This is a genomic window from Agromyces sp. NPDC058110 (assembly GCF_042884735.1).
GTDB lineage: Bacteria > Actinomycetota > Actinomycetes > Actinomycetales > Microbacteriaceae > Agromyces.
In genome coordinates this window covers 841181-860861 of record NZ_JBHVTI010000001.1, presented here as the reverse complement: position 1 = coordinate 860861, position 19681 = coordinate 841181, and the positions used below count along the sequence as shown (strand labels likewise).

Below are 19681 nucleotides of genomic sequence, written 5' to 3'. Positions count from 1 at the left end.
CCCATCACCGGCACGGCGGCGATCCGGCGCCTACGCTTGAGGTGATGGCACACTCGCACGACCACTCCCACGGCCACGCCCACGGGGCGGCGAATCGCACCAGGCTCTGGATCGCGATCGCCATCATCGGCGTGTTCCTCGTGGTGCAGGTCGTGGGTTCGGCGCTCACCGGATCGCTCGCCCTGCTCGCCGACGCCGGGCACATGTCGAGCGACCTGATCGGGCTCGTCGTCGCGCTCATCGCCGCCACGGTCGCGGCGCGACCGGCGACCGACCGGCAGACTTACGGGTACCGGCGGGCGGAGGTGCTCGGGGCACTTGTGAACGGCGTGATCCTCGTGGTCGTCGCCGTCACGGTCGCGATCGGCGCGGTCTCCCGACTCGTCGAAGGGGCCGCGGGCGAGGCGCACGAGGTCGCCGGCGGCGGCATGCTCATCGTCGGCGCGGCCGGACTCGTCGCGAACATCGCGGCGATGCTCGTGCTGCGCGGCGGCGCGAAGGACTCGATCAACCTGCGCGGGGCGTACCTCGAGGTGCTCGGAGACCTCATCGGCTCGGTGCTGGTCATGGTCGCCGCCCTCGTGATCGTGCTGACGGGCTTCGATGCGGCCGACCCGATCGCCTCGATCGGCATCGCCGTGCTCATCGTGCCGCGCGCGCTCTCGCTGCTGCGCGACGTCATGCACGTGCTCTTCGAGTCGGCCCCGGCCGACACGGATGTCGCCGAGATCCGCGAGCACATCCTGCGCACGCCCGGCGTGGTCGCCGTGCACGACGTGCACGTCTGGCAGATCACGTCGGGGCAGCCGGTGTTCTCGGCACACGTCGAGGTCGAGCGAGACGTGTTCGCGTCGGGCCGCACGGGAGCACTCCTCGACGAGCTGGGCGGATGCCTGAGCGCGCACTTCGACGTCGAGCATTCCACGTTCCAGCTCGAACCCGCCGGCCGTGCAGGGCAGGAGCAGGGCTCGCACCGCTGAGCCGCGGCATCCGCTCGGGCGATCCTGTCGTGGACGACCCGGAGCGCGCGCGACGATCAGCGCTGGTCTTCGGGGCCTCGCTCGAAGACCTCGGGGTCGAGCACGAGCGCCTGGGCCTCGGTCTCGTCGGTGACGACGTCTTCGCCGGCCCGCTCGGCCTTCTTGGCCTTCGAGCGCTCGCGCAGGTAGTGCCACAGCGTGACGATCGCGGTGCCGCCGACGGCGGCGAGGAGGATGAGGTCGATGTACTCCTTGACGAAGTCGGCCACCGGTGGGATGAATCCGATGGCGTAACCGAACATCGTGAGGCCGAAGCCCCAGAGCACCGCGCCGATGAGGTTGTAGAGCGTGTACTTGCCCTTGTGCATGTGGCCGACGCCGGCGGCGACCGGGGTGAACGTGCGCACGATCGGCACGAAGCGCGCGAGGATCACGGCGAGCGCGCCGAAGCGGTCGAAGAACGCGTTCGTGCGCTCGACGTTCTTCACGCTGAAGATGCCGGATTCCTTGCGTTCGAAGATCGTCGGACCCGCCTTGTGGCCGATGTAGTAGCCGACCTCGCCGCCGACGAACGCCGCGAGCCCGATGAGCAGCGAGACCCACCACACCGAGATGCCGAAGACGCCGTGCTCCGAGCCGGGCAGTGGGTGCGAGAGCAGGCCCGAGATCACGAGCAGGGTGTCACCGGGGAGCAGGAACCCGACGAGCAGCCCGGTCTCGGCGAAGATGATGCCGCACACGACGAGCAGGGCCCACGGGCCGGCGCCGCCGATGATGGTCTCGGGGTCGAGCCACGGGATGAGGGCGGTGTTGATCACGGAGGAGGCTCCTGTCGGCGTCGAGACGCGGCCGTGCTGCTGCGGCTCGGTGCGGCGTGGTGTCGTTGCAGTCTAGCGATCCGAGGTGCTCGCCGACTGGGGGAGAACCCCGAAATCATCCTCTGGAGTGAGGCGGCTCGCACCGTGGTCGCAGACGACGACGGCGCCGCGGGCATCCGCTCGTCGAGAGCGAGTGCCGCGGCGCCGACGGGATGCGCGGTGAGGCGGGTCGCTACTCGCCGAGCGCCTCGAAGATCGCGCCGTTCAGGCGGAACGACGCCTTGGCCTCGTCGATGAGCACGTCGACCTGGCCGGGCTGCAGCGCGAGCGCGTTCATGGCCTCGCGGTAACGGCGCTTGTAGCGCACCGGGCCCTCGGCGCCGAGGTCGAAGTCGTAGAAGCTCAGCTGCTCGGGCGTCGCGCCGTAGTGGCGGCCCACGAGCGCGGCGATGGCCTGGCCGCCCGAGAGGTCGCCGAGGTAGCGCGTGTAGTGGTGCGCGAGGTAGCGCACGTCGTCGTCGGAGACGGCCCGCAGGTGCGCGGCGTACGCGGCGGTCGCGGGCAGTGCCGGGTGCGTCTCGCGCCAGTCGGCCGCGCCGAGCGCCGCGAGGTCGGACTCGATGGCGGCGAGGCGCGCGAGCTTGGGGTCGAAGACCTCGCCGTCGCCCTCGCGGCTGCCGCGCTCCTCGAGTGCCTCGTAGACCCAGGCGAACTGCGCGAGGTAGCGCGTGTAGTCGTCGAGCGAGAGCTCGCCGCCCATGAGTCGCGTGATGAATCCGCGGGTCTCGGCGTTGCGGTGGTCGTCGGCGGTCGCCGCGCGCACGAGCGCTGCGACGTCGAGCGGCTGGGTGGCGGCGGTGGCCTCGGCAGGGGGAGCGATGGTCATCGGAACGCGTCCTTCGAACGGGATTCAGGTAAGGCTCACCTTACATGGTTCGCATTGCGAACGGATGTCGGTGGGCGCCGATAGCTTCTGGTGCATGCGGTACGGCTTCATCTACACGGGCGACGACCCCGAGCTCGCGGTCGAGCTGGCCGCGCTCGCCGAGGCGAACGGCTGGCACGGATTCTTCGTGTGGGAGGGCATCTGGGCCACCGATCCGTGGGCGACTCTGGCGGCGGCGGCCGTGAAGACCACGTCCATCCGGCTGGGCACCATGCTCACCCCCGTTCCACGGCGTCGGCCGTGGGAGCTCGCGAGTCAGACCATGACCGTCGACCGGCTCTCGAAGGGGCGGGTCGTGCTGTCGGCCGGGCTCGGCGTGCCCGAGCAGGTCGAGCCGAGGTTCTGGCTGTTCGAGTCCGACCCGGGCCGGCGCGAGCGCGCCGAGATGCTCGACGAGTCGCTCGGGCTGCTCGAACGGTTCTGGCGGGGCGAGTCGTTCGAGCACGACGGCGCGCACTACCGGGCGGCCGCCGCGCAGAGCATGATCCCGCCGACGGCCGTGCAGCAGCCGCGCATCCCGATCTGGGTCGTCGGCGTCTGGCCGGCCCAGAAGTCGATGCGTCGCGTCGCCCGCTACGACGGATGGCTGCCGAACTTCGCCCCGCCGGGGGCCGAGGTCGCGCCGGGCTCGCCCGGCTTCACGCCCGAGGTGGCCGCCGAGGCGATCGAGTGGCTGCGACGCGAGCGCGAGCGGCTCGGCCTCGAAGACCGGCCGTTCGACGTCGTGCAGGAGGGCACGACCTCCGGTCTCGATCCCGCTGCCGACGCTGCGGTCGTTCGCCCGTGGGTCGAGGCCGGGGCCACCTGGTGGCTCGAGGCCGACTGGAACGTGCCGGCCGAGGGCATCGAGTCGTACGCTCGGGCACGCATCGTCGCCGGGCCGCCGCAGAGCTGATCCCGGGCGTCGCAGATCTGACCACGGCCGTCGCAGAGCTGACCACGGGCGTCGCATCCGAAGATGACCCTCGCCGAATCGGGCCCGCCCGCGTACGGTCGAACCATGACGAACATCACCGAGAGACTGGCGGAATCGGTGCCCTCGTGGGGCGCGAAGGTGGCCTTCGGCGAGAAGACGACGCTGAACGGCCAGGAGCTCATCCCCGTCGCGCTCGTCGCCTTCGGCTTCGGCGCGGGCCAGGGATCGGGCGACACGCCCGAGGGCGGTTCAGTGCCTGCGGGCCACGGCGAGGGCAGCGGCGGCGGTGGCGGCGGCTACTCCATCCCGATCGGCGCCTATGTGGGCGGCGGACCCGACGGACTGCGGTTCAAGCCGAACCCGATCACGCTGCTCGTCGTCGCGACGCCGTTCGTGTCGGCGCTCGGCTGGGCGGTGTCGCGCATCATCAACGCCGCGCGCTGACGCGACGGGCCGGCGCCCGTGGGGCGGTCGCCGTCGGCGCGCCGCGCGGTCGCCGTCGAGGCACCTCGTGACGTGCCGTGTCGTCGTGCGGAAGGAGGGACTTGAACCCTCACGCCCGAAGGCACAGGAACCTAAATCCTGCGTGTCTGCCGATTTCACCACTCCCGCGAGTGCCCGTTCAGTCTAGGCGCGCCGCGACGCGGCATCCGTTCGACCGGCGAGGTGAACGGATGCCGCGTGCGCGGCTGTGCGGCGATCAGTTCGACGTGCCGCCCTGCTCGGCCGTGCCGCCCTGATCGGCCTTGCCGCCGAAGAGCATGCGCGCGAGCACGAGCATCATCGCGACGAAGCCGGCGACGAAGGCCAGCGGAGCCCAGATCCACCCGGCCGTGAAGCCGATGACCGGGATCGCGACGAACGCGATCGTCCAGATGACGGCGGTGTAGATGCCGAACCTCGCGCCGGCGGCTGGGTCGTCTTCGAAGCGCGTGCCGATCGTGGCGGCGTCGCGATGCTGCTGCACGACCCATGGCTTGTGCCGGTTGGTCTGCGTCGCACCGAGGTAGCTGAGCGCGCCGATCGAGCCGACGACGAGGGCGCCGGCGAGCACCAGCCAGGCGAGGTCGAGTCGCACGATCACGACGGGCGTGAATGCCAGACCGGCGAGCAGCAGGCCGGTCGATGCGCCGTAGCCGATCGCACGACCCGCGGGCATGCGGTGGTTCGTCGTGGTCTCCTGGCACAGGGCATCGGCCGTGACCGCGCCGAGCGCGAGCCCGACCACGGCGGCGAGGGCGACGAGCGCGCCCGTGCCGAGCGAGAGCAGGGGAGTGAGGCCGAGCACGAGCAGCACGAGTGCGGCTGCCGCGATGATCGAGAGCACGACGGTGCGCACGACGAAGCCGGGCTTCGGGCGCACGCGGTTGCGGAGCGCCGCGGCGGCCGCCGACTCGGCGCGGGCCGCCCCGGTCGCCCGCGACGCGGTCGCGTTTGCGGCGGCGTGGCCCGCGGCATCCGTCGTCGGATCGAGGTCGACGAGTTCGCGCACGTCGCCGAGCTCGTCGACGGCCCGGCGCGCGGCGTCGTGCTGGGAGAGTCCGGACGCCTCGAGCTCGCCCATGCGTGCGAGCAGGTTGCCGCGGATCTCCTCCTTCAGGTCTTGGACGTCGGGCGTGACCTCGATGCCGGCGAACGCCTCGTCGAGCAGTCGGTGCAGGTCGCCGCCTGAGGAGCGGTGGTCGGTCATGTCAGGAGCCCTTCGTGACTGCGGGCGTGCTGCCCAGCAGGGAGTCGATGATGGTTCGGGTGGCGACCCAGGCGCCCACGTTCTGCGTGAACGCGGCGCGGCCGGCGTCGGTGATGCGGTAGTACTTGCGGCGACCGCCCTGCGACTCGTCGCCCCAGTAGGCCTCGGCGAGCCCGTCGCGGAGCAGCCGGCGGTAGCTCGCGTAGAGGGTCGCCTCCTTGATCTCGTACGCGCCGCCCGTGGCGTCGCGGATGAGCTTGTAGATCTCGAAGCCGTAGCTGTCGTGCCTGCGGAGCACCCCGAGCACGATCGTGTCGGTGTGACCGCGCAGCAGGTCGGCTGCGAAGGCATCGTCCGGCACTGCGCCGGAAGCTGTGTCCTTGGTCATGACCAGTACTGTATCAGATCAAATACCTGATGTGAACAATTCGATTGACGGATGCCGCGGCCCGGCCGTGTGGATAACTTCGAGGTGCTCGGCAGGCCGCCCTCCAAGATGGGGGCATGACCGACGCCGTGCGCACCATCACCGAGCGCGTGCGCACCCGGGTGCTGCACGAGGGTGTCGACCTCGGCCGCGACGGTTCGGCTGCCGCGCGCTTCGCCCGCGAGGAGGTGCGCCGGTACAGCGAGCGTGCGCTCGCCGGCGCGCACGCCGAGCTGATCGACGAGCTCGCGACCGCACGCGAGGTCGAGGCTGCGATCACGGGCTACGGGCCGCTGCAGCCGTACTTCGACGATCCCGAGGTCGAGGAGATCTGGATCAACGGACCGACGCGCGTATTCGTGGCGCGCAACGGCGTCGCCGAGCTCACGCCGATCGTGCTGGGCGATCGCGAGGTGCGCGAGCTCGTCGAGCGTATGCTGCAGCACAGCGGGCGGCGCGTCGACCTGAGCTCGCCCTTCGTCGACGCCTCGCTGCCCGACGGCTCGCGGCTGCACGTCGCCATCCCCGATGTCGCGCGCGCCCACTGGGCCGTGAACATCCGCAAGTTCCAGCGCCGCATCCGCACGCTCGAAGCGCTCGTCGAGCTCGGTTCGCTGACGGCCGAAGCCGCCGGCTTCCTTCGTGCGAGCGTCGTGGCCGGCGCGAACATCCTCGTCTCGGGTGCGACGCATACGGGCAAGACCACGCTGCTGAACGCGCTCATGTCGTCGGCACGGGGCGACGAGCGCGTCATCACGATCGAGGAGACGTTCGAGCTCGACCTCGACGTTCGCGACCTCGTGTCGCTGCAGTGCCGTCAGCCAAGCCTCGAGGGCACCGGCGAGATCACGCTCCGACGCCTCATCAAGGAGTCCCTTCGCATGCGCCCCGACCGGCTCATCGTCGGCGAAGTGCGCGAAGCCGAGAGCCTCGATCTGCTGATCGCGCTCAACTCGGGCTTGCCCGGCATGTGCACGATCCATGCGAACTCCGCACGCGATGCGTTGGCCAAGCTCTGCACCCTGCCCCTCCTGGCCGGCCGCAACATCGATTCGTCGTTCGTCGTACCGACGGTCGCGACCTGCATCGACCTCGTCGTGCACCTCGCCATCGACGCAACCGGTCGCCGCACCGTCGTCGAGATCTCGGCCCCCACCGGCGAATGCCGCGACGGCGTCGTCGAGGCCGATCCCATCTTCGCCGGCGTCGGCGGGCGGCTGACGGCGACCGGAGTTCGCCCGAGGCGGCTCGAGAAGTACCGGGCGGTCGGGCTCGTGCCCGACGACGAGCCCGAGGTCGAGAGGTCGACCGCCATCGGGTCCAGCGACGTCGATGGGGTTCCCGCGTGAGCCTCGCGCTCGGCGCGATGCTCGGCGTCGGCCTGCTGCTCGTGCTCGCCCCGTGGTTCTGGCCTGCGAAGCCGGCCGAGACCGGAGCCGCCGGTCCGTCGCCCGCCGTTCGGCGCATCCGCGACGAACTCGCGCTCGCCGGTCTCGGCGACGTGCCGATCCCGGTCGTGGTTCTCGTCGCGCTCGTCGTGTCGCTCGTCGTCGGCGCCGTCGTGCAGGCCGTGATGCAGGTCCCGACGCTCACGGTGGTGGCCGCGTTCCTCGGCGCTGCGGCGATTCCATTGGCGATCGCCTCGCGTGCCGACCGGCGCCGAGCTGCCAACCGGGCGGTGTGGCCCGACGTGGTCGACCACCTGGTCGCCTCGGTGCGCTCGGGCGTGCCGCTCCCCGAGAGCGTGGGCGCCCTCGGCGAGCTCGGTCCGGCCCAGACTCGACCGGCATTCGCGGCATTCGAGGTCGACTACCGGCGCACCGGGAACTTCTCGCAGTGCCTCGACCGATTGAAGACGGCGCTGGCCGACCCCATCGCCGACCGGATCCTCGAGACGCTCCGCATGGCGAGGGAGGTCGGCGGCAGCGAACTGACCGCCGTGCTGCGTGCACTCTCCGGCTATCTGCGAGAGGACGCCGCGCTTCGGGCCGAGGTCGTGGCCCGCCAGTCGTGGATCCGCAACGCGGCGAGGCTCGGCGTCGCGGCGCCGTGGCTCCTGCTCGTGGTGCTGTCGTCGCGTCATGAGACCATGGCGGCCTACGACTCGCCCGCCGGAGCGGTGCTGCTGGTCGTGGGGGTCATCGTGACCGTGGTCGCCTACCAGGCCATGTCCGCTCTCGGACGCCTTCCCGAGGAGCGTCGATGGTTCCGCTGAACGCGACGGTCCCGCTCGCGGTGCTGCTCGGTGCGCTGATCGGTCTCGGTTCGTGGTTCGCGATCAGCGCGATCCCGCGCATCGGCCGACCTCGGCTCGCAGAGCGGGTCGCGCCGTATGTCGCCGACTTCTCGCCCGAGGCGCGCGAGATGCTCGCACGTCGCGAGGGCGATCCGACGCCCGTCTTCGGGGCCGTCCTCGGTCCGCTCCTCCGACGCGCGCGCTCATTGGCGACATCCTGGCTCGGCGGACCCGAGACGGTGTCGCGACGGCTCAGGCAGGCGGGCTCGCCCATGTCGGTCGAGCGATTCCGAGCCGAGCAGCTCGCGTGGGGTGCTGTCGCGTTCGCCGCCGGCACGACGGTCTCGTTGTTCGGGCCGGGCTTCGCGACCTTGCCGCTGCCCGTCCGAGTCGCGGCGCCGCTCCTGGCGGCCGCGTTCGGAGTGTTCGCACGGGACTGGCTGCTCCAGCGCGCCGCGACGCGGCGCTCGGCGCGCATCTCCGAGGAGCTGCCGACGGTGCTCGAATTCCTCACCCTGAGCCTCACGGCCGGCGAGGGCATGCTCGACGCCCTCCGCCGCATCGCGCGCATCGGGTCAGGCGAGCTGTCTGACGAGTTCCGGGCCGTCGTCGCAGCAGTCGGCACCGGTGTGCCGTTGCCCGATGCGATCACCTCGCTTCGCGACGAGCTCGACCATCCGGCACTCTCCCGCGCGCTCGACCAGGTGCTCGGTGCGCTCGATCGCGGAGCGCCGCTCGCCTCGGTGCTCGCCTCCCAGGCCGGCGACGCCCGCGACCAGGCCAAGCGCACGATCATCGAGCTCGCCGGCCGCAAGGAGATCGCCATGCTCGTGCCGCTCGTCTTCCTGATCCTGCCGGTGACGATCGCGTTCGCGCTGCTGCCCGGCTACCTGGTGCTCCAGACGGGATTCTGATGCCGTCGACCGCCTCACCCTCGCCCGAGCGCCTCGTCGGCGCGAATGAAAGGAACCCCCATGCGCAAGCACCTCGACCGAGTCACCCGATGGACCGCGCGGCGTGCGCTCGCCCGGTTCGCAGACGAGCGTGGCGACGTGCCCGGCTGGGTGCTCATCACGCTCATGACGGCTGGGCTCGTCATCGTGATCTGGGGACTCGCCGGGCCGGCGCTGTCGGGAGTGTTCGAGCAGGCGATCGACCGCGTCACCGGATTCTGACGGCCTCCGGGGTGCACCCCGCGAGCGGGCACTCGGCCCGCCGCATGACGGGCCGTCGGCTCGGGCTCGCATGGTCGCGGCTCGCGGACGATCGCGGCTCCGCCGTCGCGGAGTTCACAATGGTCGGCGCGCTCCTCATCGTCCTGGTGCTCGCCGTCGTGCAGTTGGCGCTCGCCCTGCACGTGCGCAACACCCTGCTCGACGCGGCGGCAGAGGGAGCACGATTCGCGTCGCTCGCGGGCTCGTCGGCGGCAGAAGGGGCCGCTCGGACGCGCGAGCTCATCGACACCGCGATCTCCGCCGAGTACGCCCGCGACGTCAGGGCCACCACCACCTCGATCGGCGGCACGCCGGCGATCGAGGTCCGCGTGCGCAGCGTGCTCCCGGTCATCGGGCTGTTGGGGGTCGCGAACGGACTGGAGGTGGCCGGGCATGCCCCGCTCGAGACGATCGGGTGACGCCGCCGAGTCGCCCTCGACGCGCGGCCTTCGCCTCGGCGACGACCGCGGATCCGCGTCGCTCGAGTTCCTGACGGTTGGTCTGCTCCTGCTCGTGCCGATCGTGTACCTCGTGCTGAGCCTGGCGGCCATCCAGGCCGCGGCATTCGCGGTCGAGGGCGCCGCACGGCATGCCGCGCGCATCGCCGCCGACGGTCCCGGGGGAGCAGCCCGCGCCTCCGGAGACGTCGAACGCGCGGTGCGAATCGCCCTCGAGGACTTCGGGATCGACGCCGACTCCGCCTCCGTCACGATCGAGTGCGAGAGCCCCGAGTGCGCTCCAGGCGAGCGGCTCGACGTCACGGTCGCGGCCCGCGTCTCGCTCCCGCTCGTACCCGACGTGCTCGATCTGCCCGGCCTCGCGAGCGTGCCAGTCGAGTCCGCCGCGACGCAGACGATCTCACGGTTCGCGGGTCTCGAATGAACGTGCACGTCGGACCCCACCGCGGCGGGGCGTCCACACGATTCGGGCCGACGAGCGGCAGCGACGACACCGGATCGACCCTGCTGCTCACGATCTTCTTCGGCGCGTTCGCCCTCGTGCTGGTGCTCGTCGTCGTGGCGGCCTCGTCGCTGTATCTCGAGCGCAAGCGCCTGTTCACGCTCGCCGACGGGGCCGCGCTCGCCGCAGCCGAGGCCTGGAGCCTCGACGACGTCGAGGTCGGCGGCGAATCGCTCGTGGTCGAACTCGACGACGCCGACGTGCGCCGAGCCGCGGCCGACTACCTCGACGCGGCGTCGGGCAGGTTCACCGACGTCGAGCTCGTGCGGGCCACGTCGCTCGACGGCCGCAGTGCGACCGTGACGCTCCGCGCCGTCTGGACGGCGCCCCTGCACACCGAGGTGCTGCCCTTGCGCGTGCCGATCGAAGTCACGACGACCGCCAGATCCGTGTTCCGGTAACCGGGCGCGCGATTCCACCTCGCACGCCGCGATGCGCTCGCTCGGCGGCCATCCGCTCGCCGAACTCGCCGAACAGGCCGCCGGCGTCGAGCGAGAGCGTGCGCCCCGAGGTCGCGGTGGTGCTGCACGCCTACGATGGGGGGCCATGGGCATCGTGGGGGAGGGCAGCGTCGCAGCGGCCGCGATCGACGAACGGATGCCTCGGCGACCCGAGATCGCCCGCGAGGCGCTCGGCTGGGCATTCGCGGTCGCCATGGCCGTGCTGGTCACCGCGCACGTCGCGATCACGCGCGACGAGCTCGTGTTCGTCGATGCCGACTCGATGTTCAATGCGCTCGTGGTGCACTCTCTCACTTCGGGAGCACCGCAGGACTGGGCGCTCTCGCCGGTGCTCTTCGTGCCGGAGGTCGCCGCGTTCGCCCTGGTCTCGGCCGTGACGCCCGACCTCCACGCGGTGTTCGTCGTCAGCTCGATGCTGAACTTCGTCGCGCTCTACGGAGCGTTCCGCGTCGCGTCGGGCAGCCGGAGCACTGCGACCGCACCGGTGCTCGGCGCCGTCGCCGGGTACGCCGGGTTCTGCACGATCGCCCTGCTGGAGTCGGGCGGCGACCGCGACAGCATGCAGCTCGCGAGCCTGCTCGGCACGACCACGTACTACGGCGCCACCGTGATCGCGGCCGTCGTCGTGATCGGGCTCGTGCGCCGGGTCCTCGACGCCGGCCGGCTGCGCGCCCGCCTGCTGGTGCCGCTTGGGGCGGTCGCCGCGGTGTCGGCGTTCAGCAACCCGCTCGTCGTCGTGTGGGCCGTCGCCCCGATCGCGCTCGTGCTGGTCGCCCAGGCGATCGTGCACCCCGAGCGGATGTCACGACGACCGCGCGGGCTCCTGCACGCGCCGCCGGCGCAGGCGCTGCTCGTGCTCGCCGCGGCATCCGTCATCGGCATCGTCGCGCGCTCGATGCTCGGCGACCTCGTGGTGGCCCGGTCGAGCGAGTACCTGAAGGACGGCAACCAGTTCGTCGCGCTGGGCGATCTGCTGCGGGTGGCCACGGTCGAGCTCATGCGTCCCGGTGGCGTGATCGGCGGCCTCGTGCTGCTCGGGCTCACCGCGCTCGCCGTGGTGCTCACGTTCTCGCGCACGGCGTCGGAGCGGCCCGGACCGGGCCTGCTCGTGGCCGTCGCCTGGATCGCGCCGGTCGCCTGCACGGTCGGCGTCGTGCTGCTCGGCAACCCGTCGCCGCGCTACCTGCAGCCCTGGGTGTTCGCGCCGATGCTGGTGCTCGCGTGCCTGGCCGAGTGGGCCCCGCCCGGCATTGCGCAGCGGCTGCGGGGCGGCGGCGCCCCGCGAACGCGGCGGGGGAGCGCGACGGCGCTCGCCGCGGCATCCGTCGTCATGCTCGTGCTCGGCGGGGTCGGCGCGGCACGCCTGGCGACGACCCCCACCCCCGCCCGGGCCGCGGCGGACTCGCTCGCGTGCGTCGTCGACTGGGTCGACGCGACCGACCGCCACGGTGCCGGCCAGTTCTGGACCGTGCGCGCGCCGAAGGCGTACGCCGCCGACCCGGCGACGCTGCTGCAGGTGACCCACGACCTGCATCCGTACGAGTGGCTCGTGAACCGCACCGACTTCGACACGACCGCGGTGTCGTATCTCGTGACCGACTCCCAGAGCGCCGAGTTCGTGCTGCCCGAGGGCGTGAGCCTCGACGATGCCACGACCGTGGACTGCGGGCGGTACACGATCCACGACTTCGGGTCGACCACGATCCCGGTCGGCTGACCGTCGGCCACGTGACCGACGCCGGCACCGGCTTCGGAGCGAGCACCCGGTCGAATGCGTTTGACTGGACCCATGACCTCCGACGCCCAGGGCCGTGCACGATTCGGACGATCGACCTCGCGCATCGCGATCTTCGGCCTCGTCGCCGCGGTCGTCTCGCTGCTGCTGCCCGCGATCCCGGCGCTGGTCGCCTCGTTCGTCGCCGTGGTGCTCGGGCTCGTGGCGCGTCGCCAGCTCCGGGTCGACCCGGCGACCGGGCCGTCATGGGTCTCGCTCGTGGCCCTGCTGCTCGGCGGCTTCATCTTCCTCGCGCAGGGCGCCATCGTCTGGATGGCGACCTTCTCGGGCTGAACGCCCCGCCGAGGCATCCGCTCGGCCGCGTTCTCGTGCCGAACCCGGCGCGACTAGGCTGGAGGGGCCATGTTGGATCTTGACCTCACGCAGGAGATCGCCGCGCTGCGCTCCACCTTCCGCGATATCAGCGCCGTCGTCGACGTCGAAGCCGTCAAGGCCGACATCGCCCGTCTGTCCGAAGAGGCCGGCAAGCCCGACCTCTGGGACGACCCCGCCGCCGCCCAGAAGGTGACGAGCGCGCTCAGCCACCGCCAGGCCGACCTCAAGCGCATCACCGACGTCGAGCAGCGCCTCGACGACCTCGACGTGCTCGTCGAGCTCGCCCTCGAGATGGACGACGAGGACTCGGCGGCCGAGGCGCGTCAGGAGCTCGCCGCCCTCGAAGAGGTCGTCGGCCAGCTCGAGGTGCAGACCCTGCTCGACGGCGAGTACGACCCGCGCGGCGCGGTCGTCACGATCCGCTCGGGCGCAGGTGGCGACGACGCCACCGACTTCGCCGAGATGCTCATGCGCATGTACCTGCGCTGGGCCGAGCGGCACAAGTACCCCGTCAAGGTCATGGACACCTCGTACGCCGAGGGCGCCGGCATCAAGTCGGCCACCTTCGAGATCGACGTGCCCTACGCCTACGGCACGCTCTCGGTCGAGGCCGGCACCCACCGCCTCGCGCGCATCAGCCCGTTCGGCTCGGCCGACAAGCGGCAGACGAGCTTCGCCGCCGTCGAGGTCATCCCCGTCATGGAGGAGGCCGTCGAGGTCGACATCCCCGAGAACGACATCCGCGTCGACGTCTTCCGCTCGTCGGGCCCCGGCGGACAGTCGGTCAACACGACCGACTCGGCCGTGCGCCTCACGCACATCCCCACCGGCCTCGTCGTGTCGATGCAGAACGAGAAGTCGCAGATCCAGAACCGTGCAGCCGCCATGCGCGTGCTGCAGACGCGACTACTCCTCCTCAAGCGCGAAGAGGAGGCCGCGAAGAAGAAGGAGCTCGCCGGCACCATCACGGCGAGCTGGGGCGACCAGATGCGCTCGTACTTCCTCTACGGCCAGCAGCTCGTGAAAGACCTGCGCACGGGCTACGAGGTCGGCAACCCGGCCTCGGTGTTCGACGGCGACCTCGACGGCCTCATCGCGGCCGGCATCAAGTGGCGCAAGCGCAAAGACGACGACTGAGCCCGGTTCCGGATGCCGCGTCGCGCCGTTCGCGCGTGAACGCACCGTGAATCCGCGCCACGACCTTCGGGCAAATGCGAGTCGCTGACCCGCTGCGGCACTTCGGTGCTTAGGCTCGAACGCGATGATCCGCTTCGACTCCGTCACCAAGACCTACCCCGGGCAGGCGAAGCCCGCGCTGAACGACATCGGCGTGGAGATCCTCCGCGGCGAGTTCGTGTTCCTCGTGGGCGCATCGGGCTCCGGCAAGTCCAGCTTCCTGCGGCTGATCCTCAAGGAGGAGAAGCCGTCGAAGGGCACGATCCACGTGCTCGGCCAGAACCTGGGCTCGATCTCGAGCCGCAAGGTGCCGTACTTCCGGCGCGACCTCGGCGTCGTGTTCCAGGACTTCCGGCTGCTGCGCGACAAGTCCGTCTACGAGAACGTCGCCTTCACGCTGCGCGTGATCGGCAAGTCGCGCGGGTACATCCACACGGCCGTGCCCGAGACCCTGAAGCTCGTCGGCCTCGACGGCAAGGGCAAGCGCATGCCCCACGAGCTCTCGGGCGGAGAGCAGCAGCGCGTCGCGATCGCGCGCGCCATCGTGAACAAGCCCCAGATCCTGCTCGCCGACGAGCCGACCGGCAACCTCGACCCGGTCACGTCGGCCGGCATCATGACCCTGCTCGAGCGCATCAACGCGGGCGGCACCACCGTCGTCATGGCCACGCACGAGGCCGGCATCGTCAACGAGATGCGCCGTCGGGTGATCGAGCTGTCGGCCGGCGACATCGTGCGCGACGAGCGCTCGGCGGGCTACGGCGCCGTGCAGGGCACGCTGCCCGTCGACGACGACGCGGCCGCCGCAGCGGCGGCCGTCGCCGCAGCCGAGGCCGCCTCGGCGGCGCTCGTGCACGAGCAGCGCGAACGCGACGCCGCGGCGGCCGCCGCCGTCGCCGCGGAATCCGGAGCGAAGCAGAAGCGCACCCGCCGATCGAAGAAGCAGGCCGAGGCCGAGCAGGCGGCGCCCATCGTGGCCGCGCCCGAGACCCCGCCGACCGTCACCGCGGCCGCGCCGAAGGTGACCCCCGAGATGATGCAGCAGAGCCAGCCGCTGTACGTCGAGCCCGAGGCCACCGACGAGGTGACCGACGCGGCGGCCGAGATCACGGCCGCGGCGACCGCGTCGATCGAGATCCCGCGGGGCTCCGCCGGCGACGGCGCCGAGACCTCCGGCGACGGCGGTGAACCCGGCGAGGGCGAGGCATCCGGAACCGACTCCGAGAAGGATGCCCCGACCGATGCGAAGCAGCACCTCACGCTCGCCGAACGACTCGGACTGAGAGCCCCAGGCGGGCCGCGCGAGGGCGACGACGACCAGGAAGTGGGCCCGACGCGATGAGGTTCGGACTCGTGCTCGCCGAGGCCGGCAACGGCCTGCGGCGCAACATCACCATGGTCGTCTCGGTCGTGCTCGTGACCTTCATCTCGCTGACGTTCGTCGGCACCGCCGCGCTGCTGCAGCTGCAGATCGCGCAGATGAAGAACTACTGGTACGACCGGGCGCAGGTCGCGGTCTACCTGTGCACGTCGGTCTCGACGGCGGCCGGCTGCGTCGACGGCGAGGCCACGCCCGAGCAGAAGGACGCGATCGAGGCGCAGCTCACCTCCGACACGCTCGCGCCGTTCATCGACGAGTACTACTTCGAGGACCACCAGCAGGCCTACGAGAACTTCCAGGAGCAGTTCGCGGGCACCCCCGCGGCCGACTACGTGACGCCCGAGGTGCTGAACGAGACGTTCTGGGTCAACCTCGTCGACCCCTCGCAGTCCGACGTGCTCGTCGAGGCGCTCGCGGGGCTCGCCGGCGTCGAACAGGTCGTCGACCAGCGGCGCTACCTCGACCAGATCTTCGACGTGCTGAACGCGGCGAGCTACACGGCCATCGCGATCGCGGCGATCATGCTCGTCGCGGCGGCGCTGCTCATCGCGACGACGATCCGGTTGTCGGCGTTCTCGCGTCGTCGGGAGCTCGGCATCATGCGGCTCGTCGGCGCCTCGAACCGCTTCATCCAGACGCCGTTCATCCTCGAGGGCGTGTTCGCGGGGCTCATCGGCTCGGTGCTCGCCGGCGGCGCGGTGGTGGCGATCGTCCACTTCTTCGTGCAGGGCTACCTCGCCGACCGCCTGTCGTTCACGTTCGTCGACCTCGGCGACGCGCTGCTCGTGGTGCCGCTGCTCATCGTGGTCGGCGTGCTGCTCGCGGCGCTGTCGGCCGGCATCGCGATCAGGCGGTACCTCCGCGTCTGAGCGGATGCCGCGGCATCCGACCGCACCCACCCGGCCGGATCGGGGTCGCCGCTGCCGAACGGCCCTCGCGCGTGCACTAGAGTGAAAGGCTGCTCCGGATGCCGGGGCATCCGTCGAGCAGAAGGAGCATGCCGTGCCCAGGGAACGCGGTCAGAAGGTGGTGGCGACCAACCGCAAGGCGCGCCACGACTACACGATCGAGGACACCTACGAGGCGGGCATCGTGCTCACCGGCACCGAGGTGAAGTCGCTGCGCGAGGGTCGCGCGTCGCTCGTCGACGGCTACGCGTTCATCGACGGCGGCGAGATGTGGCTCGACGCGGTGCACATCCCCGAGTACACCGAGGGCACGTGGAACAACCACGCGCCCCGGCGCAAGCGCAAGCTCCTGCTGCACAAGCAGGAGATCGTGAAGATCAGCCACAAGACGAAGGAGGGCGGCTACACCCTCGTGCCGCTGCAGATCTACTTCGCCGACGGCCGCGCCAAGGTCGAGATCGCCGTCGCGAAGGGCAAGCGCGAGTACGACAAGCGTCAGGCGCTGCGCGAGAAGCAGGACAAGCGCGAGGCGGATCGCGCGATCTCGAGCCGGCGGCACCTGGGCGAGTAGGGCTTCGGGGCGCCGATCGGATTCCCAGCCTCCCGGTCGGCCGTGGGGGATAGGCTCGCGGGGTGGAGACCTCGACGCGCATCCCGGTTGCCGGCACCTACAACTTCCGTGACGTCGGCGGTCTGCCCGCCGCCACCGGCACGGTGCGCGAGGGCGTGCTCTACCGCTCAGACGGCCTCTACCGCATCGGCGACGAGGGTCGGGCGCAGCTTCGCGAACTCGGCGTCGGCATCATCATCGACCTGCGCGACGAGAACGAGGCCGCGCGCATGCCCGACGACATCGACGGCCTCGACGTCGAGGTGCTGCGCCTGCCCGTCTTCGAGGGCTCGGGCGCCTCGCAGGGCGCTGCCGGCATCTCGCTCGAGGCGCTCTACGACCGCATCGTGACGATGCACGCGCCCGTCGTGGTCGACGCCGTGCGCGAGATCGCGAGTGCGGGCGACCGGAGCGTGCTCGTGCACTGCACCGCCGGCAAGGACCGCACCGGTGTCGTCGTCGCCGTGGCCCTGCTCGCCGTGGGTGTCGACCGGGAGGCCGTCATCGACGACTACGCGCGCACCGAGGGCAACCTCGCGGGCGAGTGGCTCGAGGAGATGATCGCGCTCATCGGCCGCTACGGCGTGCCCGACACCCCCGCACTGCGCACGCTCATGGGCGGCAGCCCGCGCGAGGCGATCGAGGGTGCCATCGAGACCATCGAGCGGGCGCACGGCTCTGCGCGGGAGTACCTGCTGGCGTCGGGCCTGACGCTCGACGAACTCGCCCGCCTCGAGCAGGTGCTCGTCGTCGCCGACTGAGGTCCAGCCGCCGGCCCGCCGGCCCGCTGGCCCCTGAGTGCGTCGGGCGCGCCAGCGCGTCTGGTCCCGGTGAACACGCCGTCGGGCACGCCTTCCGGCGCGCCCGACGGAACCGGGTGATCGTCGGTGCTCAGTCGAGTCCGAGGAAGAACTCGACCGCCGCGAGCGGGCCGTCGAGGTCCTGGGTGGTGCCGCCCATGATGCGCGGCTGCGAGTAGTTCGGGTTGGGCACGACGTGACCGCCGCCCTCGACCGCGTAGAGCACGACCGGGGTGGAGGTGCCGTCGCCGTAGACCGTGCGGGTCACGTCGGTGTCGTCGGTCTCGACGCCGTCCTTCACCTTCTCGACCTCGGGTTCGGCGTCGAGGCCGTTGCGCTCGGCCCAGAGGCGCGCCGAGGCCTCCGCGGAGTTGACCATGCCGAGGTCGCTGCCGAACGCGCTCGCCTTGCCTCCGGCGAAGGGATTGATCGGGTCGGCCGTGCCGAGCACGAACATCGCGGCCTCAGGGGCGCCCGAGTCGGTGCACGAGAAGTTCGACGGCTCGGGGTAGGCGGCAGCGAACGCGGCGAATCCCTTCACGAGGTCGGGGCGCTCGACGCCGAGGCGCATCGAGAAGTGTCCGCCGTTGGAGAGCCCGGTCGCGAAGACGCGCGAACGGTCGATGCCGTAGTCGGCCTCGGTTGCATCGATCATCGCCTCGGTGAAGGCGAGGTCGTCGATGTCGTCCAGACGCGCCGGGTACGGGGTCGAGGTGCGGCAGTCGTGCCAGGTCTTCTCATAGCCGTCGGGGTAGATCGCGACGAAGCCGCGCTCGACGGCGAGCTCGTCGAACCGGTAGCCGGTCACCGTCCGCATCTGGTCGCCGTTCGAGTTCGAGCCGTGGAACGCGAGGATCGCGGGGGCGTTCGCAGGCAGGTCGTCGGGCACGACGGTGGTGTAGGTGCGCTCGAGGCCGTCGACGGTCACGGTGTGCTGTTCGACCGTCGCCGCGAGCCGCGGCTCCGCCGGCGTGGGGGTGTACAGGAACCAGGCGGCGAGGCCGCCGATCACGAGCGCGAGTGCGCCGATGACGGAGCCCGCGATGACGAGCGCGCGCCTGCGTCGACGCTTGCGGGCGTCGAACTTCGGCGGGGCGGATGATGCGGGCGAATCGGCCGTGGGGGTTGGCGTGGCCATGCTGCTCCTTTGCAGTGCGTCGGTGGGGCGCCGATCACAATACCAAGTTGCATGCGGTTTTCAATTCCGACCAACCCTGCGGCGCCGGCCCTGCAGTCTCAGGCCGGTTCGGCCACGAACCTCGCGTCGACGGAGGCCTCGATGACGAGGTCCTGCGGCGCGAACTCGGTCACGGCAGCGCCGCTGACATCCGCCGCCGCGCGCATCATCATGGCCTTCGGCATGGGTGACGGAGCCGGGCCGAGCCGTCCGTGATCGGTCACCTCGATCGCGACCGGGGTGCCGAGCCCGAGCGCCGAGGCGTACACGCCGGCCTTGGCGACCGCATCGGCCACCGCGGCGCGCTGCGCGGACTCCCGGGCGCCCGCGCGCGTGGCCTCCGTCACTCGCCAGTCGATGCCGCCGACCGTGAGCTCGGGGGAGCCGGACGCGGTGCCCAGCCACTCGCCGAGGCGGTCGAAGTCGCGGAAGACGACCTCGACGTCGGCGGTCGCCTCGTGCACGAGCGGCAGCTGCCGGCCGTCGGCGTTCCACGGCCGATGCGACCACACGCGCAGTTGCGGTGCCGACCACGAGTCGAGGGCGCCGGATGCCTCGAGCTCGCGCACCGCGGCGAGCAGGCGCTCGTGCGCGGCCCCCGTGCGGGCGATGACGTCGTCGCGGGCCTCGCCCGATCCGCCGACCGAGAGGGTGACGGCTGCGAGCTCGGGCTCGACCCGGGTCTCGGCGCGACCGGTGACGGTGATGGTGGTCTGCATGATTCCCCCTCTTCGACGAGCCCAGCCTAGGCCGAGGTTCGGACACCGAGGGGTGGCGGGGGGGGCCCCCCCCCCCCCGCGCCCCCCCCCCCCCCCCCGCCCCCCCGCGGGCGGGGGGGCGCCCCCCCCCCCGCACAGCCCCGCCACACCAA

The 19681-nt window shown here is 71.4% G+C and carries 23 protein-coding genes and 1 tRNA gene; 17 read left to right on the top strand and 7 right to left on the bottom strand.

Annotated features, from left to right (window positions below; genetic code table 11):
- The first annotated feature begins 44 nt into the window (after positions 1-44).
- The gene (locus tag ACFVS8_RS04125) at positions 45-980 is read left to right on the top strand and encodes a cation diffusion facilitator family transporter (protein ID WP_387057877.1); all 936 of its coding nucleotides are present in this window, start codon (positions 45-47) and stop codon (positions 978-980) included.
- Between the two features lie 56 nt (positions 981-1036).
- Here ACFVS8_RS04125 and ACFVS8_RS04120 read toward each other — a convergent pair whose 3' ends face one another.
- Together ACFVS8_RS04120 and ACFVS8_RS04115 are read right to left on the bottom strand one after the other, a co-directional pair.
- On the bottom strand, positions 1037-1795 hold the full coding sequence (locus tag ACFVS8_RS04120; protein ID WP_387058188.1) for a DedA family protein: 759 nt from the start codon (positions 1793-1795) through the stop codon (positions 1037-1039).
- A gap of 235 nt (positions 1796-2030) precedes the next feature.
- A complete protein-coding gene (locus tag ACFVS8_RS04115) occupies positions 2031-2684 on the bottom strand; it encodes a heme oxygenase (biliverdin-producing) (RefSeq protein ID WP_387057875.1) in 654 nt (217 codons plus the stop codon).
- Between the two features lie 94 nt (positions 2685-2778).
- Here ACFVS8_RS04115 and ACFVS8_RS04110 point away from each other — a divergent pair, with 94 nt between their 5' ends.
- Together ACFVS8_RS04110 and ACFVS8_RS04105 are read left to right on the top strand one after the other, a co-directional pair.
- The gene (locus ACFVS8_RS04110; protein WP_387057872.1) at positions 2779-3639 is read left to right on the top strand and encodes an LLM class flavin-dependent oxidoreductase; all 861 of its coding nucleotides are present in this window, start codon (positions 2779-2781) and stop codon (positions 3637-3639) included.
- Between the two features lie 105 nt (positions 3640-3744).
- Positions 3745-4104 carry a hypothetical protein gene (locus ACFVS8_RS04105; RefSeq protein WP_387057869.1) on the top strand — a complete coding sequence of 120 codons (360 nt, stop codon included), beginning with the start codon at positions 3745-3747 and terminating at the stop codon, positions 4102-4104.
- Between the two features lie 86 nt (positions 4105-4190).
- Here ACFVS8_RS04105 and ACFVS8_RS04100 read toward each other — a convergent pair.
- The 3 genes from ACFVS8_RS04100 to ACFVS8_RS04090 all read right to left on the bottom strand — a co-directional run bounded on the left by ACFVS8_RS04100 (position 4191) and on the right by ACFVS8_RS04090 (position 5738).
- Positions 4191-4272: transfer RNA gene (locus ACFVS8_RS04100), tRNA-Leu, on the bottom strand.
- Between the two features lie 88 nt (positions 4273-4360).
- Entirely contained in the window at positions 4361-5350 is a 990-nt protein-coding gene (locus ACFVS8_RS04095; RefSeq protein ID WP_387057866.1) for a permease prefix domain 1-containing protein, read from the bottom strand.
- A gap of 1 nt (position 5351) precedes the next feature.
- The gene (locus ACFVS8_RS04090; protein ID WP_387057863.1) at positions 5352-5738 is read right to left on the bottom strand and encodes a PadR family transcriptional regulator; all 387 of its coding nucleotides are present in this window, start codon (positions 5736-5738) and stop codon (positions 5352-5354) included.
- Between the two features lie 116 nt (positions 5739-5854).
- Between ACFVS8_RS04090 and ACFVS8_RS04085 the strand changes: the two genes are divergently transcribed.
- The 14 genes from ACFVS8_RS04085 (at position 5855) to ACFVS8_RS04020 (ending at position 17594) form a co-directional block, all read left to right on the top strand.
- Positions 5855-7126 carry a CpaF family protein gene (locus ACFVS8_RS04085; protein WP_387057861.1) on the top strand — a complete coding sequence of 424 codons (1272 nt, stop codon included), beginning with the start codon at positions 5855-5857 and terminating at the stop codon, positions 7124-7126.
- Positions 7123-7992, top strand: coding sequence for a type II secretion system F family protein (locus tag ACFVS8_RS04080; RefSeq protein ID WP_387057859.1), 870 nt, complete (start codon positions 7123-7125; stop codon positions 7990-7992). Before ACFVS8_RS04085 ends, ACFVS8_RS04080 begins: the two co-directional genes overlap by 4 nt.
- Positions 7980-8927: a type II secretion system F family protein gene (locus tag ACFVS8_RS04075; protein ID WP_387057857.1), complete on the top strand. Its 948-nt coding sequence runs from the start codon at positions 7980-7982 to the stop codon at positions 8925-8927. The genes ACFVS8_RS04080 and ACFVS8_RS04075 overlap by 13 nt, the downstream gene beginning before the upstream one ends.
- 60 nt (positions 8928-8987) lie before the next feature.
- A complete protein-coding gene (locus ACFVS8_RS04070) occupies positions 8988-9188 on the top strand; it encodes a hypothetical protein (protein WP_387057854.1) in 201 nt (66 codons plus the stop codon).
- A 44-nt stretch (positions 9189-9232) separates the two neighbouring features.
- The gene (locus ACFVS8_RS04065; protein ID WP_387057851.1) at positions 9233-9646 is read left to right on the top strand and encodes a TadE/TadG family type IV pilus assembly protein; all 414 of its coding nucleotides are present in this window, start codon (positions 9233-9235) and stop codon (positions 9644-9646) included.
- A complete protein-coding gene (locus tag ACFVS8_RS04060) occupies positions 9621-10109 on the top strand; it encodes a TadE family protein (protein ID WP_387057849.1) in 489 nt (162 codons plus the stop codon). The genes ACFVS8_RS04065 and ACFVS8_RS04060 overlap by 26 nt, the downstream gene beginning before the upstream one ends.
- Positions 10106-10588 (top strand): pilus assembly protein TadG-related protein, encoded by a 483-nt coding sequence (locus ACFVS8_RS04055; protein ID WP_387057846.1) that lies wholly within the window; start codon positions 10106-10108, stop codon positions 10586-10588. The genes ACFVS8_RS04060 and ACFVS8_RS04055 overlap by 4 nt, the downstream gene beginning before the upstream one ends.
- Before the next feature lie 145 nt (positions 10589-10733).
- On the top strand, positions 10734-12365 hold the full coding sequence (locus ACFVS8_RS04050; RefSeq protein ID WP_387057843.1) for a hypothetical protein: 1632 nt from the start codon (positions 10734-10736) through the stop codon (positions 12363-12365).
- Positions 12366-12437: 72 nt separating this feature from the next.
- Complete coding sequence (locus ACFVS8_RS04045; protein ID WP_387057841.1) at positions 12438-12716, top strand: hypothetical protein; 279 nt, start codon at positions 12438-12440, stop codon at positions 12714-12716.
- A 69-nt stretch (positions 12717-12785) separates the two neighbouring features.
- Positions 12786-13895 (top strand): peptide chain release factor 2, encoded by a 1110-nt coding sequence (gene prfB / locus ACFVS8_RS04040; protein WP_387057838.1) that lies wholly within the window; start codon positions 12786-12788, stop codon positions 13893-13895.
- Between the two features lie 124 nt (positions 13896-14019).
- Positions 14020-15276, top strand: coding sequence for a cell division ATP-binding protein FtsE (ftsE, locus tag ACFVS8_RS04035; protein ID WP_387057835.1), 1257 nt, complete (start codon positions 14020-14022; stop codon positions 15274-15276).
- Positions 15273-16184 carry a permease-like cell division protein FtsX gene (ftsX, locus tag ACFVS8_RS04030; protein ID WP_387057832.1) on the top strand — a complete coding sequence of 304 codons (912 nt, stop codon included), beginning with the start codon at positions 15273-15275 and terminating at the stop codon, positions 16182-16184. Before ftsE ends, ftsX begins: the two co-directional genes overlap by 4 nt.
- A 133-nt stretch (positions 16185-16317) precedes the next feature.
- On the top strand, positions 16318-16794 hold the full coding sequence (smpB, locus tag ACFVS8_RS04025; protein ID WP_387057829.1) for an SsrA-binding protein SmpB: 477 nt from the start codon (positions 16318-16320) through the stop codon (positions 16792-16794).
- 62 nt (positions 16795-16856) lie between these two features.
- A complete protein-coding gene (locus ACFVS8_RS04020) occupies positions 16857-17594 on the top strand; it encodes a tyrosine-protein phosphatase (RefSeq protein ID WP_387057826.1) in 738 nt (245 codons plus the stop codon).
- Between the two features lie 130 nt (positions 17595-17724).
- On the opposite strand, the gene ACFVS8_RS04015 is transcribed toward ACFVS8_RS04020, so the two are convergent.
- The gene (locus ACFVS8_RS04015) at positions 17725-18771 is read right to left on the bottom strand and encodes an alpha/beta hydrolase family esterase (RefSeq protein WP_387057823.1); all 1047 of its coding nucleotides are present in this window, start codon (positions 18769-18771) and stop codon (positions 17725-17727) included.
- Between the two features lie 98 nt (positions 18772-18869).
- A complete protein-coding gene (locus tag ACFVS8_RS04010) occupies positions 18870-19529 on the bottom strand; it encodes an SIMPL domain-containing protein (protein WP_387057820.1) in 660 nt (219 codons plus the stop codon).
- Positions 19530-19681: the final 152 nt, after the last annotated feature.

Coding starts and splice junctions, on each gene's coding strand:
- ACFVS8_RS04125 (WP_387057877.1), top strand. CDS start 45: ATGGCACACTCGCACGACCACTCCCACGGCCACGCCCACGGGGCGGCG.
- ACFVS8_RS04115 (WP_387057875.1), bottom strand. CDS start 2,684: ATGACCATCGCTCCCCCTGCCGAGGCCACCGCCGCCACCCAGCCGCTC.
- ACFVS8_RS04110 (WP_387057872.1), top strand. CDS start 2,779: ATGCGGTACGGCTTCATCTACACGGGCGACGACCCCGAGCTCGCGGTC.
- ACFVS8_RS04105 (WP_387057869.1), top strand. CDS start 3,745: ATGACGAACATCACCGAGAGACTGGCGGAATCGGTGCCCTCGTGGGGC.
- ACFVS8_RS04095 (WP_387057866.1), bottom strand. CDS start 5,350: ATGACCGACCACCGCTCCTCAGGCGGCGACCTGCACCGACTGCTCGAC.
- ACFVS8_RS04090 (WP_387057863.1), bottom strand. CDS start 5,738: ATGACCAAGGACACAGCTTCCGGCGCAGTGCCGGACGATGCCTTCGCA.
- ACFVS8_RS04085 (WP_387057861.1), top strand. CDS start 5,855: ATGACCGACGCCGTGCGCACCATCACCGAGCGCGTGCGCACCCGGGTG.
- ACFVS8_RS04075 (WP_387057857.1), top strand. CDS start 7,980: ATGGTTCCGCTGAACGCGACGGTCCCGCTCGCGGTGCTGCTCGGTGCG.
- ACFVS8_RS04070 (WP_387057854.1), top strand. CDS start 8,988: ATGCGCAAGCACCTCGACCGAGTCACCCGATGGACCGCGCGGCGTGCG.
- ACFVS8_RS04065 (WP_387057851.1), top strand. CDS start 9,233: ATGACGGGCCGTCGGCTCGGGCTCGCATGGTCGCGGCTCGCGGACGAT.
- ACFVS8_RS04060 (WP_387057849.1), top strand. CDS start 9,621: ATGCCCCGCTCGAGACGATCGGGTGACGCCGCCGAGTCGCCCTCGACG.
- ACFVS8_RS04055 (WP_387057846.1), top strand. CDS start 10,106: ATGAACGTGCACGTCGGACCCCACCGCGGCGGGGCGTCCACACGATTC.
- ACFVS8_RS04050 (WP_387057843.1), top strand. CDS start 10,734: ATGGGCATCGTGGGGGAGGGCAGCGTCGCAGCGGCCGCGATCGACGAA.
- ACFVS8_RS04045 (WP_387057841.1), top strand. CDS start 12,438: ATGACCTCCGACGCCCAGGGCCGTGCACGATTCGGACGATCGACCTCG.
- prfB (WP_387057838.1), top strand. CDS start 12,786: ATGTTGGATCTTGACCTCACGCAGGAGATCGCCGCGCTGCGCTCCACC.
- ftsE (WP_387057835.1), top strand. CDS start 14,020: ATGATCCGCTTCGACTCCGTCACCAAGACCTACCCCGGGCAGGCGAAG.
- ftsX (WP_387057832.1), top strand. CDS start 15,273: ATGAGGTTCGGACTCGTGCTCGCCGAGGCCGGCAACGGCCTGCGGCGC.
- ACFVS8_RS04015 (WP_387057823.1), bottom strand. CDS start 18,771: ATGGCCACGCCAACCCCCACGGCCGATTCGCCCGCATCATCCGCCCCG.
- ACFVS8_RS04010 (WP_387057820.1), bottom strand. CDS start 19,529: ATGCAGACCACCATCACCGTCACCGGTCGCGCCGAGACCCGGGTCGAG.